This window comes from Rhodococcus sp. T9N, from assembly GCF_024436645.1.
GTDB lineage: Bacteria > Actinomycetota > Actinomycetes > Mycobacteriales > Mycobacteriaceae > Rhodococcus_F > Rhodococcus_F qingshengii.
In genome coordinates this window covers 154,991-171,760 of record NZ_JAMSKS010000013.1, presented here as the reverse complement: position 1 = coordinate 171,760, position 16,770 = coordinate 154,991, and the positions used below count along the sequence as shown (strand labels likewise).

Genomic DNA, 16,770 nt, shown 5'->3' with positions numbered 1-16,770 from the left:
CGAAGGAGACATCAAGATGGAAATTGTCGACTACCTGAAGATATTGCAAGCCAGATGGCGAATCGTCGCTGCTGTAACCTTGCTCGGAATCCTCGGAGCCCTTGGCGCTTCTCTTCTTTCGACGCCCGTTTACCAGGCCTCGACGAGGCTGTTCGTTTCGACGTCGGCGGGTACCTCGGTCAACGAGGCACTGCAGGGCAGTCAACTTTCACAGCAGCGAGTTCTGTCCTATACAAAACTCCTGACCGGCCGAACACTCGCACAGCGGACGATCGACGAACTGGGACCGAGGGTGGTCGGCGGGATGTCGGCTGACGAGTTGGCCTCCAAGGTCACTGCGACGTCGGCGCCCGACACTGTGTTGATCGACCTCGCAGTCAAGGACGCGTCACCGGAACTCGCACGCGAGATCGCGAACACTCTCTCATCCGAATTCGTGGCATTGGCAAAGGAACTGGAGACACCCGAGAACGGCGGAACACCGCCTGCACGTGTGGTCGTCGAACAGCAGGCTCAACAGCCGACTGTTCCGGTGTCACCCAAGACTTCGCGCAACCTCGCGCTCGGCGCGGTGGCGGGACTGGTTGTGGGGATCGCGCTTGCGTTGATTCGTGATCGACTCGACAACACGGTGAAAGATCGTCGAACTGTAGAAGAGATCGCGGGTTCGGCGATGGTGGGCACGATCCCGTTCGACAAGGACGTCGAAGTCAATCACGCGATCGCTTTCAGTGACGGAAGTTCCGTGAGTGCCGAAGCCTTCCGTGAGTTGCGCACCAACCTTCAGTTCCTCGAGGTGGACCATCCGCCGCGTGTCATCGTCGTCACGAGTTCGCTTCCCTCCGAAGGTAAGACGACCACGGCCGTGAACATCGCTCTCGTCTTGGCGGAGGCCGGCAAATCAGTGTGCCTGATGGAAGGCGACCTCCGGAAGCCGCGAGTATCGAAGTATTTGGGATTGCTCGGAAGTGTCGGCGTCAGTTCGGTGCTCTCCGGTCAAGCGACGCTGGACGATGTGCTTCAGCCGACCGAGTTCGACGGGCTGACAGTGCTCGCCTCCGGACCGATCCCGCCGAACCCGAGCGAACTACTCGGCACGGACACGGCCAAACATGTTCTCGAGGAACTGCGGGCGCGATACGACTACGTCATCATCGACGCCTCGCCGTTGCTACCCGTCACGGATGCCGCGGTCCTGGCCGCGATGTCGGACGGTGCCCTGGTGATCGCCCGACACGGCTCCACGAAACGCGATCAACTGGCGCGCGCGGTCGGAAACCTACAGAGTGTGGGTGCGCACGTCCTGGGCACTGTCATCACGATGACGCCGTCTCGCGGACGCAATGCGTACGAGTACAGCTACTACTACGAGTCGGACAAGTCGCTACCGCAGTTGACCGCGGTGCCCGCGCTCAACGCTCACCGAAGCGAAGTCGGCTGAGCAGCGGGCCGAGGAGATCGGCGATCTCGAGTCCGATCTCGTGAAACACGTTCTCTTCCTTACCCATCGGATCCATGACGTCCTCGGGTTCGGTGGCACGAAATCGGGGTCTGGCGGCGGCGAGGTCCTCGACAGTTCCTGCATCTGCGAGCGAGCCCAACCGTGCGGCTTCTCGAAGTGTGAACGTGCGCTTGAGCCGCGCCGGAGCCATCGCCAGGACTTTGTCTCGCTGACTTTCGGTCATCGTGAGAATGAGGTCGGCGTCCGAGGCCAGCGCTGCTGTCATGCGTCGGGCTTGAAACTCCGTGGGGTCGCCGCCGAGCCCCGCGAGAACCCTCGCAGCAGTTGGCTCGATCGGGTGTCCGACCATCGCCCGGGTTCCGGCACTCGAGGCGGTGAATCCGGTGACCCCGGCTTCGGCGGCATAAGCACGTGCAAGGCGTTCGCCCGTGGGTGATCGGCAGATGTTTCCCGTACAAACGAAGAGAACGTGCATGGCAGAAGCATAGGTTGCACACGCGACGCACTCGTCGTACGCCCGATGTTGGTTTCGCGCCCACCTGGCGTACGCGTTTCGGAAAGTTCGGACGCATACCAACAACACATGAAGATGACCGTGTTCGGAACGGGATACCTGGGGGCGACCCACGCAGTGTGTATGGCCGAACTTGGCCACGACGTGCTGGGAGTCGACATCGACCAGTCCAAGGTCGACAAGTTGTCTCGTGGGGAGGTCCCGTTCTTCGAGCCGGGTCTGACCGACATGCTGGAGAAGAATCTGGCGTCGGGTCGGCTGCAGTTCACGACTTCCTACTCCGATGCCGCGGATTTTGCGGACATCCATTTCGTCGGTGTGGGGACGCCCCAGAAGAAGGGGGAGTACGCCGCAGATCTGAGTCATGTTCATTCGGTGATCGACATGTTGGCACCGTTGTTGCGAAAGCCTTCGCTGATAGTCGGGAAGTCGACGGTGCCGGTAGGCACGGCAGCGGCTCTCGGCGAGCGGCTCCGAGCGACTGCGCCGGCGGGTGGCTCGGTAGAAGTGGCCTGGAATCCGGAGTTCCTGCGTGAAGGACACGCCATCGCGGACACCTTGAGCCCTGACCGGTTGGTTCTGGGGATCGATCGTGACCGGCCGGGAAACGCCGAAGGCGTTCTTCGCGAGGTGTATGCCGAGATACTGGACGCAGGGGTGCCCTTCCTCGTGACCGATCTGGCGACGTCCGAGTTGGTCAAAGGATCTGCGAATGCGTTTCTCGCGACCAAGGTGTCCTTCATCAATGCGATTGCGGAGGTGTGCGAGGCGACCGGCGCCGACGTCACGATGTTGGCCGACGCTCTCGGGTACGACGCTCGGATCGGTAGACGATTCCTCAATGCGGGCTTGGGGTTCGGCGGTGGTTGCCTGCCGAAGGACATTCGGGCGTTCATGGCACGCGCCGGGGAGTTGGGTGTCGACCAGGCGCTGTACTTCCTCCGCGAGGTCGACAGCATCAACATGCGACGACGGACAAAAGCTGTGGAACTGGTGACGGCAGCCTGCGATGGCAGTTTGCTGGGAGCTAACGTGTCGGTGCTGGGAGCCGCGTTCAAACCCGAATCCGACGATGTACGCGATTCGCCTGCGCTCAACGTTGCAGGAATGATGCAGTTGCACGGGGCGGCGGTCACCGTTTTCGATCCGAAGGCAATGGATAATTCTCGCCGACTGTTTCCCACCCTTCACTACGCAACCTCCACGTCAGAAGCTTGCAGGAATGCTGATGTGGTCTTGATCGCCACTGAATGGGACGAGTTCGCCTCACTGATGCCCGCCGATTTGGAACCACTCGTTCGGCGGCGGGTGATCGTTGACGCCAGAAATTGCCTCGATCCGGACCTGTGGCGCGCCGCCGGTTGGAACTATCGCGGATTGGGGCGGTAGGTCGAACGTCCAGGTAGCGAAAAAATAGCTGCGAGAAGGCCTTAGGTGAGATGCGCGAACCTCGCAGACCATGCCCAGTGGGTAGACTTCCGGCCGGGGAATGACGGGGTCTGGTGACGGAACCCGTCGACGGTCGACGAAGGTGGATCATGAACTTGGTTTTGGGTGTGACGGTGGGAGCCAGCGCTGTGCGTTTGGCGCGCCCGGGGACGCCCGACCACAGTGGTCCGGTGTTCCGATCCAGAGCGGTCGATCGAGGCCGCGAGATTCCGGAGGAAGTCGCAGCAGAGGCAACCGGCGTGGCCTTGACCGAGAATGCCGACCTCGGCAGCAATACGGTCGTCGCCTACCGGGATCAAGCACAGGCCGGAGCACTCCAAACAGCGTTCGAACAGAAAGGCATCCACAACTTCGAGCTGGTTCCCGAAGTAATCGCGACGCTTCGAATGCTCGAGGAGTCCGGTGCGTTGACCGACCAGAGCACACTCGTCGTCGTCGACATCGGTAGTTCTGGATCGACGATCAGCATTGTGGACAGGCAGATACGGTCTACCGTCGTCACCGCCCGGTCGACGCGGGTCAGTGGAGATCACTTCGACGAGCTCGTCTACTCGGATCAGACCGTGCGTCGCCGTATAGCTACGCCGGCCGACCCGGGCGGCGATGCCGAACTGCAGGCGCGATGCCGACTCGCGAAGGAACAGCTGTCCTCACGAAGTGCGGTGTGCCTGCCCGGCCCCGGCGGGCTTCTCCTGCTGTCGCGGGAAGTTTTCGATTCGTTGGTCGTCACGTCGGTGGAGGCCTTCGCACGCGAGATACGAGAGGTCATCGCAACGTCCGGCCGTAACCCCGACGCGATTCTCCTGATCGGTGGCGGTGCACGCATTCCGATCGTGCGGGCGACCCTCGCCGCGTGGCTGGAGTGCCCCCTCATCGCGCCCGAGCAGCCGGAACTCGTGACTGCTCAAGGCGCTGCGCTGATCGCGGAGTCGTCGATGACGCCATCGGCGCGCGCGGTATCTGCCCCGGTTCAAGTTCCGGCTGTAGCGCCGATCTTTGCGCCGTATCCGATCCACACCCCGGCGGAGGTACCCGTTCCGGTTCAGGCGTTCAGCCACGGAGGGGTCGCAACGCTCGCGGAATCGGAGCGGCCAAATGCCTTGTCCGAAGTCACTTCCGGCACGAAGTCCGTTCCGCAAGAACAGGTGCCGAGCCCTTACGCGGCGGAACTGCCTCAGCCGCGACCGAACCGACACGAGCAACGATTCGATCCGGCCGCAGATCTCGTGGTCGCCGACAGCGACCAGGCCACGGACGGATTCGGCACAGAACGTGACGCAGACACCGAGGCCGTGATGGTTGACGCCCAGGCGTACTCGGCGATGTACGAAGGCGAGGCACCCGGGGCAGGGGCCGCACACCCGTCCTGGCTCGCCGGGACACAACCCGTTGAATCGACATCCAAAGAGCCGAGAAACCCGCTACGGTTCGCGGGCCTCGGCGCCGGTGTGATCGCGGCGATCGTGATCGTGGGGCTGGGATTGGGCTACGGAGGAAAGGTCTTCGATTCCGAGGACGCCGGACCCGTGGCAACCGAGGTGACCACGACGGTACCGACGACCACGACTACTCCGCCGCCGACGACCACAACGACCGCGCCCCCGACGACGACGGAGGAAGCCCCTCCGGTCGTCGAGGCTCCGCCAGTCGTGCAGGACACTTACGTGCCGCCCGCGCCCGCGCCCGCGCCGCCACCGCCGGCGATCTACATCCCGGGGCTTCCGCCGATTCTGTTGCCGGTTCTCCCAGCGATTCCCGGACTCTGAGGCTCGCTTTCAGCGTTTGGAGTGTCGGCCACCTGACGTGGGGCCGGCCTTGACCGCGCTACCGGGCGGACGGGCGAGAATCACGGCGATGGCAGTGGTGAGTGGAACCGAAAGCGCCAGGGCTATTCCGCCGACAGCGGACCTTACGATCTCGATTGCGACGGCGTCACCGACCAGGACGTCCTGAAGTGGGCGCCCGCTGACGCTGAAGAGCAGTAGCAGTGGCAGCGCCCCACCCGCGTACGCGAGAACCAAGGTGTAGACCGTGCTGGCGATGTGATCACGTCCGACCCGCATCGCACCGCCGAAGACTTTTCGACGGGACGCATGCTTGTCGAGTTCGGCCAACTCGAATGCCGAGGATGCCTGGGTGATGGTGACGTCGTTGAGAACGCCGAGCGAGCCGATGATGAAGCCCGCCAGCAGCAGGCCGGTGATGTCTATGTGCTCGATATAGGTCTGAACATTGGTGTTCTGCTCTTCAGACAAACCGGTGAGGTGTGTCAGTTCAATGCAGAGGTAGGAGAGAACCGCGGCGAGCACCATGGCGGCAAGGGTGCCGAGCAAAGCCGAACTGGTCTTGAGCGAGACCCCGTGCGCCAGATAGAGAACCGCGTACAAGATCACCGCCCCGGCGACCAGCGCAACCGGCATCGCAGGCTTGCCGTCGAGCAGAGCGGGTAGGAGAAACCCGACGACTACGCCGAAGGCGATCACCAGGCCGACGAGTGCGCGCAGCCCTCTCCACCGTGCGACTGCGATGATGACGACGGCGAACGCGATGACGATCAACGCCAGCGGGAGCCCACGCGAATAGTCTTCGAAGGAGTACTGCGTGTTTCCGTTCGGGTCGGTCTGACGCACCAGGCGAATGTGGTCACCCACGCGAAGGTCCGGCTGACCGGCGCCCGGAATGACCTCGAGCAATGTCTTCGTTCCGGCATTCGGCCCGGATTCGATATCGACGATACTTCGCTGGCACTGGTAGGCGGAGGTAGGCGGCGGTTGCGGGGCACCGACGAATACCCTTCCGGCGGAGGAACTTCCGCAGTCACCGAGATCCTGCATCGTGACGGTGCCCGCCTCGGTTTCCACCGAGCTGCCGTCGGCATTCTGGAAGGGGAGTGGGACGGGAATGGTGTTCTTGTCCGGCCACAGTGCGACAGCTGCCGCGACGACGACCATGCCGATGACGACGAGCAACCCGATGACGACGCGTGATGCGGTGGGGCCGATCTGAATGGGGCCACCGTGGCCATGGCCGTGACTCATCGGAAACTGAGTGTCGGACTGGGGATTTGCACCGGTGCAATGTTATCGGCTCCGAAGCGAATGGTCAGCTTCTGACGGCAGTGTCGGTGAAAGGCAGTGTCGCTGCAAGGCAGAGTCGGCGAAAACCGGTGCTACCGATGAGGGGTTGTGAAACTGGGATTGGTCGAGCTGGGTGGCGGGGAACAGGGGGGGTTGTCCCCGCCACCAACCTGGTATCCACAGGGGGGGGAGGGATACCAGGTGCTCGCGGCACCGAAGTGCTGCTAACTAATGTACCCAATTTCAAACCGATTTGGCGCGTTGTCCAACTACCAATTTCACAACGAATCACGTACCGGTTGGACCGTTTTCACATCGGGGCAGGTCACTAAATAGTTAAAGAGTCAATCAAACCGCCTGGTTTGCGAAAAATGTGACCAAGGTCGCACAAATGCCCCGCAGTTTTACGTTTACGGGGCATTTGTACAACGAATTGTTTACTCGATTTCAGCCGGATTCAGCGTGAGAATCTACTGTTTGTAACTGGTGAGGAAGTTGCCGAATCGCTCGATGGCCACGGCGAGATCTCGGGCCCACGGAAGGGTGACGATCCGAAGGTGATCGTGATTCGGCCAATTGAACCCGGTGCCTTGAACCATCAGGATCTTCTCCTGGAGAAGCAGGTCCTGAACCAATTTCTCGTCGTCGTAGATCTCGTAGACGTTCGGATCCAGACGAGGGAACGCGTAGAGCGCGCCGCGAGGCTTCACACACGAAACGCCCGGAATCATGTTCAATCGCTCCCAAGCGACGTCGCGCTGCTCGAGCAGGCGGCCGCCGGGCAGGATCAGGTCTTCGATGCTCTGGTGACCGCCGAGGGCGACCTGAATGGCGTGCTGTCCGGGGACGTTGGGGCACAGACGGGTCGACGCCAAGAGATCGAGTCCCTCGAGGAAGCCGGCCGCGTGATCCTTCGGGCCCGTGATTGCCACCCAGCCGGAGCGGTAGCCGGCGACGCGGTAGGCCTTCGAGAGGCCGTTGAACGTCAGGCACAGCAGATCAGGGGCAAGCGTTGCCAGCGAGATGTGCTTGGCGTCGTCGTAGAGGATCTTGTCGTAGATCTCGTCGGCGAGCAGCAGAAGCTGATGCTTGCGTGCCAGATCGACCAACTGCTGCAGAACCTCCATCGAGTACACCGCACCCGTGGGGTTGTTCGGGTTGATGACGAGGAGAGCCTTGGTCTTGTCGGTGATCTTGGATTCGATATTGGCGATATCGGGATTCCAGTCGTTGGCCTCGTCGCAGAGATAGTGGACGGGCGTGCCTCCGGACAAGCTCGTCATCGCAGTCCACAGGGGATAGTCCGGTGCTGGGATCAGAACCTCGTCGCCGTTGTTGAGGAGGGCCTGCATGGTCATCGTGATCAGCTCGGAAACACCGTTGCCGAGGTAGATGTCGTCGACGTCGAGCTCGGGGAAGCCGGGAACCAGCTCGTAACGCGTCACGATTGCGCGCCGCGCCGACAGAATGCCCTTCGACTCCGAATAGCCCTGTGCATAGGGCAGGGCGGCGATCATGTCCCGCATGATCACATCGGGGGCGTCGAATCCGAACGGTGCCGGGTTGCCGATGTTGAGCTTGAGGATCCGGTGTCCTTCCGCCTCCAACCGGGCGGCATGCGCGTGTACCGGTCCACGGATTTCGTACAGGACGTTCTGGAGCTTCGACGACTGCTCCAGCTCGCGCTGCGGCTGACGGTGGCGGACGGGTTCTGGTGTGCTCACGAGTTACATGATTCCACCACTGTGCAAGTGCATTGTCGGGGACCGTGTCGCACGCCCCGTTGGCTATTGTCGAGCGATGACCCCCAGCGAGCAGATTGCAGCCCCGTACGGATCGTGGACTTCTCCGATCGGAGCAGCTGATCTGGCTGCAGGTGGGCATCCTGTCGAGGGTGGACGATACGTCGGTGACGAGATCTGGTGGGCTGAACTTCGTCCGACCGAGGGTGGTCGGACCTCGATCCGTCGATCTGGTCTCGACAACCAACCCGTCGACATCCTCCCCGCGCCGTGGAACGCGCGTACCAGGGTTCACGAGTACGGCGGTGGCGCCTGGACGGTCACCGAGTCCGGAAAACTGGTCTTCAGTGAATTCTCCGATCAACGGGTGTACATCCTCGAAGGAGTCACTCCACGGGCTCTGACGCCCGAACCGGCGTCGCCGGCCGCATTGCGATACGCAGACCTGCAGATCGTGAACGGCGAGGTGTGGGCGGTTCGGGAAGCGCACGCGGAGGACGGGGCGATCACTCGCGATATCTGCGCGATTCCGCTGGACGGTTCCGGCAACATCCGCTCGATCGTCGGCGGCTCGGACTTCCTCTCGTCACCGAGGCTTTCGCCGAGTGGAACCAAGATCGCCTGGATCGCATGGAACCATCCGCAAATGCCCTGGGACGGTACCGAACTGCGGGTAGCTCCACTCGTCGACGGCGTCGCTCAGGCGTATTCCGTGCTGATCGGCGGACTTGAAGAGTCCGTCCTGCAGCCGGAGTGGATCACCGACGACGAACTCTACGCAATCAGCGATCGCAGCGGCTGGTGGAACATCTATCGCGTCGGCGGCAAGATCAGCCCGATTTGCCCGGTGAACGCGGATTTCGGTGGCCCGCAGTGGCGCTTCGGTGGGCGCTGGTTCGTCGAACTCGGCAACGGGCACCTGCTCACCGCACGCACCGTCGGAACCGACATGCTGGCGGTACTAGACCCGGCGTCGGGGGAACTGCGCGACATCGCGACCCCGGGTGTCACCAGCATCGGCCTCATGCAAGTTCGCGGCGATCGGTTACTGCTCATCTCGGGAGGCGCGAAACTGGCGGGCGCGCTACGTGAACTGGACCTCGGTACCGGCGAACTCACCGAAATCCGTTCGTCGGTCGAAGAATTGCCCGAGTCTGCCTACCTTCCGGAAGCGCGAGCCGTCGTGGCTCACGGACACGGGCGAGAAGTTCACGCCGTTGCGTATCCGCCGCGCAGTCCGCGATACAAAGGGCTCGACGATGAACGACCGCCGTATGTCGCGTTTGTTCACGGTGGGCCGACGGCGCACGTCGCACCGGCCCTCAACCTCGTCTACGCCTTCTTCACCAGCCGCGGAATCGGCGTCGTCGACGTGAACTACGGCGGGTCGACCGGTTACGGACGTGAGTACCGTAATCGATTGCGTGGTCAGTGGGGTGTCGTCGACGTGCAGGACGTCGTCACCGCCGTCAACGGGTTGGCCGAGCAGGGGCTTGCCGATCCGGCCCGCCTTGCCATCGAAGGCGGATCCGCCGGTGGTTGGACCGTTCTGGCCGCACTGACGACGTCCGACGTGTTCGCTTGTGGTGCTTCCTATTTCGGCGTGGCTGAACTGGACCTGTTCGTGCAGGAAACTCACGATTTCGAATCGCGTTACGTCGACGGTTTGATCGGCCCGCTGCCGGAATCTGCCGACCTGTACGCGGAACGTGCTCCACTCAACAACGTCGACGGGTTGAACTGCCCGGTGTTGCTTCTCCAGGGTCTCGACGATCCGATCGTGCCACCCTCGCAGGCGGAGCGATTCCGGGATGCTCTGGTGGCCAAGGGCATTCCGCACGCGTACCTGGCCTACGAGGGTGAATCTCACGGATTCCGCAAGCAGTCGACCATCATCAGCTCACGCAGCGCCGAGCTGTCCTTCTACGGGCAGGTGCTCGGATTCACTCCACCCGGCATTCCGACGCTCGAGCTGTGGAAGCCTGCGATCAGTAGCTGACGGCCCCGTGGCTGCGCGCGAAGGCCGCCAGGATCCGACTTGCCACCAGTGACGGGGTCGACAGGTCGGCCCACGTCCACCTCGCGACCTCCCACCCTGCGTCACGGAGTCGGTCTTCGCGGAGCTTCTCGTTCCAGAGCGCGTCCTCGGGGCTGCGACCGGCTGGCACCAGTCGGCCGTACTTGATGCGGCCGTCGAACTCTCCGATGGTGCGCTGCTCACGCCACAGGAAGTCGACGCGGCCGGCGAACCCTCGGGCGTCGTGGATGTCGACCTGGGGTTCGGGGAGCGGCAGGTGTTCGTGCAGGAACAATGCGAGGCTCCGTGATTCACCGACGCTTTCGATGCGGGAGTCCATCGCGGTGAGCGCGTGGAGCGCATGTCGATGGCGCGGATGGTTCGGGCTGAGTGCCAGCGAGGCTGCAACCGCGTCCTTGGTCAACCTTGAACGGTGCAACGCTGAATTGCTTACGACGAGAGCCTGTTCGAAAGTGAGTGTCCTCGCGAGATCCGCAACAGTTCGTGCCGGAGTCGTGACGCGCAGCCCATCGACTTCGGTGATCTCGTTGTCCGCCAGCCATGTCGAGTGCACATGACGTCGAGCGGACTTTCGGCCACCACCTCGCCGGTTCCGGGACAGGTGAACGACCTCGAGCGGAGTGTTCCAGAGTTCGAAACCGTGCAGAACCGCAGCCGAGACGTGGCTGACAGTGGCACCGGGTGAAGCGGCGCAGGCCACGGCCTCTGCCCGCAATCGATGTCGTCCGTATGCGTCGAGGCGGGACAGGTGGCCGCTGTCCACGTACGCACTCCGATGGATTCTGGCCCAGGTTCCACTAGCGCAGGCCTGTCGGATCTCGGCATCGGTGCGACCGATCGACAGTTGGTCCGGCCTGCGGATGATATGTGTCTGTTCCCCCATGTCGATCGATCTTGCTGTGCCCGGCGCTGGAAAGGAAGCCGTGACCCCGGGGGTGTGGATAGCCGTGAGTGAACACCACTTGTCCACAGTTCGAACCGGTTTCGCGTCGCTGGAGGGGGTGTTCGGTATGGGGAAACGGTGGCAGGTTCCCGGTGTCGCGCTCTAGGAAACCCTTGCGTCCGGAGCGTTCGCGTGCCAGGCTGTTCAACTATGACTACAGGAAAGGCGGACTCCGCCACCGTCGCGTGAGCGCCGCACCGATTCGCTCGTCGGCATCACATCGAGCGACATTGCCCGAGAACTTCAATCTCTTCGATGAAGACAGTCTGGCCCTGGAAAAGATCCGCGACGTGTGGCTCGAACGCGGATTGTGTACTCGTCCTGCTGATCGAAACACCGCAGAAGCCTCTGTCGCGCAACTGTATCGACGCTCCGGGCTCCCGAAACCGGAGTTCGTCTGGGTCCCGTCGCCGTCTGCTGGTTCGGACCTGATCGTCACCGAAGGACTGTCGACCAAGATGTCATTGGACGGCACCGGCCTCGACTGCGCTTCCGGGTATATCGCGAGCATGTTTGCGGCTTCGCGCCGACGCATGGACGCGCGAATCGAATGTCGGAGAACTGGCTGGCAGATGGAACGCCGGCAGGGGGAGCGCCTGATCAGGGCGTCCATTTGGGAATCGTTGCACACCACGCTGTTCGACGGCGTCGCAGCTGCGATACGAACGATGTTGACCCCGGTGGCCGGGGAAGTGACCTGGTACGGGCAGCAGGACGCACATCGAATCGCGTACTACGACACATGCCATCGATTCGGTCTTGCGACCTTCCGCTCGGAAGACCGTGAACTCCTCGACGTGCAGACCGCACTGGCTGACTCGACCGGGTGGTGGTGGGCGTTCGACGACGCGTGCATCATGGCGGAACGACCCACCGCCTTACATGCCGAACCGATACCGGGCAGCGCGCAGGGGGCACGACGCTTGCATCATTCTGATTCCCCCGCAATCGAATTCGTAGACGGTACAAAGGCGTTCGTTCTACACGGAGCGATCGTTCCCGACTGGGTGGTGCTCGATCCCACCGCCGAACGCATCGCACACGAGCGCAATGTAGAGATCCGTCGATGTGCAATCGAGCGGATCGGGTGGGATTCCTACATCGAGCTGGCGGACCTGACACTGGTCGACCAAACCGACGATCCCGGTAACGCCGGTTGCCTCCTGCAGCTCTACGCGTCGCCGGAGGGCTGGGGTCGAAGTGGACGGATTCTCCTCGCGGTCAACGGTTCTCTCGAACGCGACGGGCATCGGCGTCGATACGGCCTTCACGTACCCGGATGGTTTACCTCCGCTTTGGATGCCGCCGGATGGACTTACGGCATCACCGGTACCGACTATTCCCGTCTCGTTCGTCGAACCTGAATCTCGAACCCTCAATCCTCGAACCCTCAATCCTCAAACCCTGGGTGATACTTATGAACTCGAACATGACCTTGTCCGCTCTCACCACCCTCACCGGCCTCGATGTCTTCGACTACCTGGACCAGGAAGTGTCCATTCCTGTGATCGACGGACTCCAGGCGCAAGGCGATCTCATCGTGATCCCGTTTTCGCTGCTCGCAAATATCGTGGCGCCCCTGCCGTGGACACGCTCTGTGAGAGTGCCGCTCTCCGGCGTGGAACTGCTGCGAAGTGCGGCGGGAGGGAACCCCCACAGTCTGGTTGCAGACGAAGGGGAGTGCACGTGGTCGACGCCGGTGAAAGATGCTCGGGGCCTTGCACTCGGCATGCTCGACACCCGAGTGACCGCGTACCTCATCCACCCGGAGCACGGCGCGACCGGCATCGCTCCGGGACGATACGTCATCGGCCGGCAGCAGGAAAGGGGCGTCGGGCGTGCGCGCGGTGCGGTGATGCTTGTCGCCGATTGACACGCCGGCCTCGAGTTGGCGGGGGAGTGAGCACCACTTGCACAGGGCGAGCACCGGTTTCCGTGTGCTGGACGGTGTGTCGGGTCGAGGGAAAGGGTGCTCGGTCGGCAAAGGCTCCCGCACAAACACGAATGCCCTCACCGTGACGGTGAGGGCATTCGCGTGTGGTGCGCTTACTTCTTGCGGCCAGGAGCCTTCGCGCCGGCCTTGAATCCGAGTCCGCCTGCCTTGGGGGCGGGCGGCGCGGCAGCAGGCGCCGGAGCTTCCGCGGGTGCGGACGCCTCAGCAGGCGCTTCAGCGGGTTCTGCCTTCACAGGTTCGGCCTCGGGAGCCGGGGCCTCTGCAGCCGGCGCCGGGGCCGCAGCGGGAGCTGCCTTCCGGGCACCGGGAGCCTTTGCGCCCGACTTGAATCCGAGTCCGCCGGCCTTGGCAGCAGGCGGAGCCTTCGGGGCTTCCGCCTCGGCGGCCGGAGCCTCTGCCGGTGCAGCCGGAGCCTCTGCCAGAGCCTCTGCCGGAGCAGCAGCAGGTGCTTCAGAAGCAGGAGCAGCCTTTGCACCAGGAGCCTTGGCCCCACCCTTCATCTGCAGTCCCTTGCCGCCGGGTGCCTTGGCGCCGGACGCCAGGCCCAGACCCTTCGGCTTGGCGACGGGTGCAGCAGCTTCGGGTGCAGCAGCCTCAGCAGCCGGAGCTTCCGCTGCCGGCGCGGCAGCGGCCTTTGCTCCGGGTGCCTTGGCGGCGCCCTTCATCTGCAGTCCCTTGCCGCCGGGTGCCTTGGCCCCGCCTGCCAAGCCGAGACCCTTGGGCTTTGCGACAGGTGCTGCCGGTGCAGCAGCTTCGTCAGCGGGAGCTTCCGCGCTTGCGGCGGGAGCCGCCTTCTTGGCGCCGGGAGCCTTGGCCCCGCCGGCCATTCCGAGCCCCTTGCCGGGTGCCTTGGCGCCGGGAGCTTTTGCACCTGGTGCTTTGGCGAGGCCCTTCATGGCCAGACCCTTGCCTGCCGGTGCAGCCTTGGCTTCCGGAGTCGCGGCAGCTTCCTCGACTTCGGCGACCCGATCCTGCTCGACGGTCTCAGCCTTTGCCTCAGCAGCGACCGGTGCCTTCTCGCGCGGGATCACCTTGATGTTCTCGCCGAGCTGGGCGGGATCGAGACGAGTGACGGAGTTCAGCATCAGCTGCGCGACGTCGACGACCTCGACGCCTTCGCCCTGGCCTTGCTCCTGGCGGGCAGTGACGCCGTCGGTGAGCATGACGCGGCAGAACGGGCAACCCGTGGCGATCTTCTTGGGGTTGGTGGAGAGCGCTTCGTCGACGCGGTCGACGTTGATGCGCTTGCCGATGTTCTCTTCCATCCACATGCGAGCACCACCGGCACCACAGCACATGGAACGTTCGCCGTGACGCGGCATTTCGACGAGCTTGGAGCCTGAGGCTTCCATGAGTTCACGGGGAGCGTCGTAAACCTTGTTGTGGCGTCCGAGGAAGCACGGGTCGTGGTAGGTGACGTCTTCGCTCACGGACGCAACCGGGATCAGCTTCTTCTGGCGCACCAGACGGTTGAGCAGCTGGGTGTGGTGCACGACCTCGTAGTCGCCGCCCACCTCCGGGTACTCGTTGCCGAGGGCGTTGAAGCAGTGCGCACAGGTGACGACGATCTTGCGCTTCTTCTGCTCGATACCGTCGAAGACCGAATTGAGCATCTCGATGTTCTGCATCGCGAGCTGCTGGAACAAGAACTCGTTGCCGGCACGACGTGCGGAGTCGCCGGTGCAGGTTTCGTCGGCGCCGAGGACCATGAACTTCACTCCCGCGGTGGCGAGGAGTTCGGCGACAGCCTTGGTGGTCTTCTTGGCACGGTCTTCGTAGGCGCCGGCGCAGCCGACCCAGAAGAGGTACTCGTAGTCTTCGAAGCTGTCGGCGTCCTTGCCGAAGACGGGGATCTCGAAGTCCATCTCGTTGATCCAGTTGAGGCGATCCTTGGAGTTCTGACCCCAGGGATTGCCCTTGTTCTCGAGGTTCTTGAACAGGCCGGCGAGCTCGGAGGGGAACTCCGATTCGATCAGGACCTGGTAGCGACGCATGTCGATGATGTGGTCGACGTGTTCGATGTCGACGGGGCACTGTTCGACGCAGGCGCCGCAGTTGGTGCAGCTCCACAAGGTTTCGGCGTCGATGACCGGGGCCATCTCGCCTTCGACGGTTTCACCGACGAGCTTGCGGTCGGCCTCGAGGCGTGCCGCCTCGGGGATGGCTGCGAGGGCGCCTTCCTTGACATTGCCTTCGCTGTCGACGAGACCGATCTCGTCGCCGCCCATGTCCTTGCGTCCACCAGCGAGCAGGTACGGGGCCTTGGCGTAGCCGTGGTCACGCAGCGACATGATGAGCAGCTTGGGAGAGAGCGGCTTTCCGGTGTTCCACGCGGGGCACTGGGACTGGCAACGACCGCACTCGGTGCAGGTGGTGAAGTCGAGCCAGCCCTTCCAGGAGAAGTCTTCGATGTTTCCGGCGCCGAGAGTGTCGGTGTCGGGGTCGACGTTCTCCATCGTCAGGACTTTGCCCTTGGACATCATGGGCTTTGCCGCGCCGAGGGCGACGGTGCCGTCGTCTTCACGCTTGAAGTAGATGTTGAAGAACGCCGAGAAGCGGTGCCACGCGACGCCCCAGGTGATGTTGCGGCCCACGATCGCGAGCCAGATCATGCCGGTCATCAGCTTCACGAATGCGAACACCGAGATCATGACGGGGCTGGCGGGAAGCAGTTTCGCGACCTGCATGGTGAAGAAGTCGGTCCACGGGTTGGCGTGACCGTAGGTCGCGATCTTGCCTGCCTTGACCATGATCATGCCCAGGCCCTCGAGCAGGACGATGCCTTCGATGACGTAGGCAGCCTTGAAGTTGGAGCCGCCGAAACGGGACAGGCGCGCGGGCAGACGCGGGTGGTTGAGCTGACGGATCACGATCAGCGTGGTGATACCGATGACGGTGCCCAGGCCGAGGATCTCGTCCCACAGGTGCCACGCCCACGTGTTACCGAAGATGGGCCAGTGGAATTCGGGGTTGAACGTCTGGCCGTAGGCCTCGAACCACAGCAGGAACCCACCGAGGAAGCCGACCATGACGAGCCAGTGGGCCCAGCCGACGCTGCGGAACTTGTTCATGCGCGTGTGCGCGATGAACTCGATGATCATCTGCTTGAAGCGAGGGAAGAACGGGCGCCATCGATCGGGTGCCGACTGGCCGATGCGCACGGTGTTGAACATCCTCAGCGCGCCTGAGAGGAAGATGTACCAACACACCAAGCTCAGCAGAGCACCAATCGTGCCCAACGTAATCGTCAGGGCATTCATGTCGCGGCCTTTCGTTTCAGGGCGACGCGTCGGCCACCTCGGGACAGCCCACTGATACTAACCTGCGTTATGTTACCCGCCAGTAACTAGCATTACCAGCCTGTAGGTACCGGCTGGTAACCGCTCGTGGCCTGGAGAGATCGATCTTCTGCGTCGGACGGGCTGGGCCAGACGCAGACATGTCTGGTCGTCACGTTAGGCGGTGCCCGTCAGGTGTCCATCTGTCAGGCAGCCCTAAGTCGGGTTCCGAGCAGGTGAGAACAACCGACCGGCTGTTATCGTTACGCCCGTCACGCACAGGGGAAACGGGTGGTGTGAGTCATCGACTGAC

The 16,770-nt window shown here is 63.0% G+C and carries 11 protein-coding genes; 6 read left to right on the top strand and 5 right to left on the bottom strand.

The window, feature by feature from the left end; translation table 11 throughout:
• The first annotated feature begins 16 nt into the window (after positions 1–16).
• Positions 17–1,441: a polysaccharide biosynthesis tyrosine autokinase gene (locus tag M1L53_RS21215; protein WP_054187547.1), complete on the top strand. Its 1,425-nt coding sequence runs from the start codon at positions 17–19 to the stop codon at positions 1,439–1,441.
• On the opposite strand, the gene M1L53_RS21210 is transcribed toward M1L53_RS21215, so the two are convergent.
• Positions 1,413–1,937: a protein-tyrosine-phosphatase gene (locus tag M1L53_RS21210; protein WP_003943651.1), complete on the bottom strand. Its 525-nt coding sequence runs from the start codon at positions 1,935–1,937 to the stop codon at positions 1,413–1,415. The genes M1L53_RS21215 and M1L53_RS21210 overlap by 29 nt on opposite strands.
• Before the next feature lie 108 nt (positions 1,938–2,045).
• Between M1L53_RS21210 and M1L53_RS21205 the strand changes: the two genes are divergently transcribed.
• Both M1L53_RS21205 and M1L53_RS21200 read left to right on the top strand, forming a co-directional pair.
• Entirely contained in the window at positions 2,046–3,365 is a 1,320-nt protein-coding gene (locus tag M1L53_RS21205) for a UDP-glucose/GDP-mannose dehydrogenase family protein (protein ID WP_054187546.1), read from the top strand.
• A 149-nt stretch (positions 3,366–3,514) separates the two neighbouring features.
• Positions 3,515–5,191: an Hsp70 family protein gene (locus tag M1L53_RS21200; protein WP_232319025.1), complete on the top strand. Its 1,677-nt coding sequence runs from the start codon at positions 3,515–3,517 to the stop codon at positions 5,189–5,191.
• Positions 5,192–5,200: 9 nt separating this feature from the next.
• On the opposite strand, the gene M1L53_RS21195 is transcribed toward M1L53_RS21200, so the two are convergent.
• Together M1L53_RS21195 and M1L53_RS21190 are read right to left on the bottom strand one after the other, a co-directional pair.
• Positions 5,201–6,463, bottom strand: a complete 1,263-nt coding sequence (locus M1L53_RS21195; RefSeq protein WP_054187544.1) for a YibE/F family protein — start codon at positions 6,461–6,463, stop codon at positions 5,201–5,203.
• Positions 6,464–6,972: 509 nt separating this feature from the next.
• Positions 6,973–8,226, bottom strand: coding sequence for a pyridoxal phosphate-dependent aminotransferase (locus M1L53_RS21190; protein WP_054187543.1), 1,254 nt, complete (start codon positions 8,224–8,226; stop codon positions 6,973–6,975).
• A gap of 76 nt (positions 8,227–8,302) precedes the next feature.
• Here M1L53_RS21190 and M1L53_RS21185 point away from each other — a divergent pair, with 76 nt between their 5' ends.
• Positions 8,303–10,243 (top strand): prolyl oligopeptidase family serine peptidase, encoded by a 1,941-nt coding sequence (locus M1L53_RS21185; protein WP_054187542.1) that lies wholly within the window; start codon positions 8,303–8,305, stop codon positions 10,241–10,243.
• Here the strand turns inward: M1L53_RS21185 and M1L53_RS21180 are convergent.
• The gene (locus M1L53_RS21180) at positions 10,233–11,165 is read right to left on the bottom strand and encodes a hypothetical protein (protein WP_054187541.1); all 933 of its coding nucleotides are present in this window, start codon (positions 11,163–11,165) and stop codon (positions 10,233–10,235) included. The two genes, M1L53_RS21185 and M1L53_RS21180, sit on opposite strands and share 11 nt — an antisense overlap.
• A 245-nt stretch (positions 11,166–11,410) precedes the next feature.
• Here M1L53_RS21180 and M1L53_RS21175 point away from each other — a divergent pair, with 245 nt between their 5' ends.
• A complete protein-coding gene (locus tag M1L53_RS21175) occupies positions 11,411–12,589 on the top strand; it encodes a DUF6745 domain-containing protein (RefSeq protein WP_054187540.1) in 1,179 nt (392 codons plus the stop codon).
• A 53-nt stretch (positions 12,590–12,642) separates the two neighbouring features.
• On the top strand, positions 12,643–13,098 hold the full coding sequence (locus M1L53_RS21170; RefSeq protein ID WP_029254716.1) for a hypothetical protein: 456 nt from the start codon (positions 12,643–12,645) through the stop codon (positions 13,096–13,098).
• A gap of 173 nt (positions 13,099–13,271) precedes the next feature.
• Here the strand turns inward: M1L53_RS21170 and M1L53_RS21165 are convergent, their stop codons facing one another.
• On the bottom strand, positions 13,272–16,439 hold the full coding sequence (locus M1L53_RS21165) for a (Fe-S)-binding protein (RefSeq protein WP_073512914.1): 3,168 nt from the start codon (positions 16,437–16,439) through the stop codon (positions 13,272–13,274).
• Between the last annotated feature and the right edge of the window lie 331 nt (positions 16,440–16,770).

Coding starts and splice junctions, on each gene's coding strand:
- M1L53_RS21215 (WP_054187547.1), top strand. CDS start 17: ATGGAAATTGTCGACTACCTGAAGATATTGCAAGCCAGATGGCGAATC.
- M1L53_RS21210 (WP_003943651.1), bottom strand. CDS start 1,937: ATGCACGTTCTCTTCGTTTGTACGGGAAACATCTGCCGATCACCCACG.
- M1L53_RS21205 (WP_054187546.1), top strand. CDS start 2,046: ATGAAGATGACCGTGTTCGGAACGGGATACCTGGGGGCGACCCACGCA.
- M1L53_RS21200 (WP_232319025.1), top strand. CDS start 3,515: ATGAACTTGGTTTTGGGTGTGACGGTGGGAGCCAGCGCTGTGCGTTTG.
- M1L53_RS21195 (WP_054187544.1), bottom strand. CDS start 6,463: ATGAGTCACGGCCATGGCCACGGTGGCCCCATTCAGATCGGCCCCACC.
- M1L53_RS21185 (WP_054187542.1), top strand. CDS start 8,303: ATGACCCCCAGCGAGCAGATTGCAGCCCCGTACGGATCGTGGACTTCT.
- M1L53_RS21180 (WP_054187541.1), bottom strand. CDS start 11,165: ATGGGGGAACAGACACATATCATCCGCAGGCCGGACCAACTGTCGATC.
- M1L53_RS21170 (WP_029254716.1), top strand. CDS start 12,643: ATGAACTCGAACATGACCTTGTCCGCTCTCACCACCCTCACCGGCCTC.
- M1L53_RS21165 (WP_073512914.1), bottom strand. CDS start 16,439: ATGAATGCCCTGACGATTACGTTGGGCACGATTGGTGCTCTGCTGAGC.